Source organism: Amycolatopsis sp. SID8362, assembly GCF_010550475.1.
Taxonomy (GTDB): domain Bacteria; phylum Actinomycetota; class Actinomycetes; order Mycobacteriales; family Pseudonocardiaceae; genus Amycolatopsis; species Amycolatopsis eburnea.
Map to the genome: position 1 here is coordinate 1 of NZ_JAAGNB010000115.1, position 1244 is coordinate 1244.

Below are 1244 nucleotides of genomic sequence, written 5' to 3' on the forward strand. Positions count from 1 at the left end.
CGCCACCTGTGCCGCTCGATCGCCGAGCGGGCCGGGCTCGGCGAGGAAGCCGTGCTCGCCGGGCGGACCGGTCTGGCGGAACTGGCCGCGCTGGTGGCCGGGGCCGCACTCGTCGTCTGCGGGGACACCGGCGTCGGGCACCTCGCGACGGCGTTCGGCACGCCGTCGGTGCTGCTGTTCGGGCCGACCCCGCCCCGGCTGTGGGGACCACCGCCGTCCGCGCGGCAGCACGTCGTGCTCTGGGCCGGGAACGTCGGCGACCCGCACGGCGAAGAGCCCGACGGTGGCCTGCTGCTGCTCGGCGGGGAACGCGTGCTCACCGCCGTGCGCTCGGCCCTCGAAGCGCGGGTGGCGCATGGCTGAGCACATCGGGATCGTCGGCGCGGGCTACGTCGGCCTGACCAGCGCCGCGTGTTTCGCGCGGCTCGGGCACCGGGTGACCTGCGTGGACTCCGCAGAGTCCAAAGTGGACGAACTGAGGCGGGGCGTGGTGTCGATCGCGGAGCCGGGACTGGCCGAGCTGGTCGCTCAGGGCCTCGGCGACGGGACGCTCACCTTCACCACCGCCCAGGCCGAGCTCCACGGCGCGGACCTGGTGTTCCTGTGCCTGCCCACACCGCCCGCCGAAGACGGGCGTCCCGACCTCGGCGTCCTCGAACGGGTCGTCCCGCAGCTCGGGCGGCTGCTGCGGCCCGGCTGCGTGGTGGTCACGAAGTCGACCGTGCCGGTCGGGACGGCGGCGCGCTTGCCCGGCCTGCTGGGCCGGACCGACCTGCCGGTGGCCGCCAACCCCGAGTTTCTCCGCGAAGGCCACGCCGTCGACGACTTCCTGCACCCGGACCGGGTGGTGCTCGGCACCGATCCGCCGGGCTCCGCGGCGGCCTCGCGCGTGGCACGGCTGTACGAGCCGGCCGGCGCCCCGGTCGTCCTCACCGACTCGGCCAGCGCGGAACTGGCGAAGTACGCGAGCAACGCGTTCCTCGCGGTGAAACTGTCCTATGTGAACGTCCTCGCCGAACTGTGCGAGCGCTCCGGCGCCGACGTCCGCGAGGTCGCCCGCACCATGGGCCTGGACGCGCGGATCGGCCCGGAGTTCCTCGCCCCCGGCCCCGGCTGGGGCGGCTCGTGCCTGCCGAAGGACACCTCCGCGCTGCTGCACGCGGCCGACTCGGCGGGCGTCGACTTCGGCATCCTGCGCGACGCGGTCCGCGTCAACGCCCGCCAGCGCGCCCGGGTGGTCCGCG

2 protein-coding genes are annotated in these 1244 nt (G+C 75.4%); both read left to right on the top strand.

Features of this window, described 5'->3' with window-relative positions; translation table 11 throughout:
• On the top strand, positions 1-363 hold a 363-nt coding region (locus G3I65_RS04100), incomplete at its 5' end, for a glycosyltransferase family 9 protein (protein WP_160694887.1).
• Positions 356-1244: UDP-glucose/GDP-mannose dehydrogenase family protein (locus tag G3I65_RS04105; RefSeq protein WP_160694889.1), on the top strand; the 889-nt coding region annotated here is incomplete at its 3' end. The genes G3I65_RS04100 and G3I65_RS04105, both read left to right, overlap by 8 nt.